Source organism: Paraburkholderia sp. SIMBA_030, assembly GCF_046535245.1.
Lineage (GTDB): Bacteria > Pseudomonadota > Gammaproteobacteria > Burkholderiales > Burkholderiaceae > Paraburkholderia.
This window is the reverse complement of record NZ_JAWRXB010000548.1, coordinates 1-272: the sequence shown is the minus strand read 5'-3', so window position 1 is coordinate 272 and position 272 is coordinate 1. Positions and strand designations below refer to the sequence as shown.

Genomic DNA, 272 nt, shown 5'->3' with positions numbered 1-272 from the left:
GCTTCGATCGCTCGGCCGCGGAGTTCCGCAACGGCGACGACGCGCGCAACTATCAGATGTTCCGCCGCTATCCGAAGCAGTTTCCGCACGATGTCGATTTCGTGATCGGCAAGAGCGATCCCGCGCGCGACTGGAATTACGCGCAGTGGACCGTCTACGCGGAACGTCCGGACTGGCGCATTCATTTCGATCTCGACCGCGCGCAATCGGGCAAGGCCACGTTGACGATCGGCTTTGCATCCGCGCAGCCCGAGCAGGGCAAGACGCTGACC

General features: G+C 63.2%; 1 protein-coding gene. It reads left to right on the top strand.

The features are described from left to right. Positions 1 to 272: polysaccharide lyase family protein (locus SB772_RS41150; RefSeq protein ID WP_410838668.1), on the top strand; the 272-nt coding region annotated here is incomplete at both ends.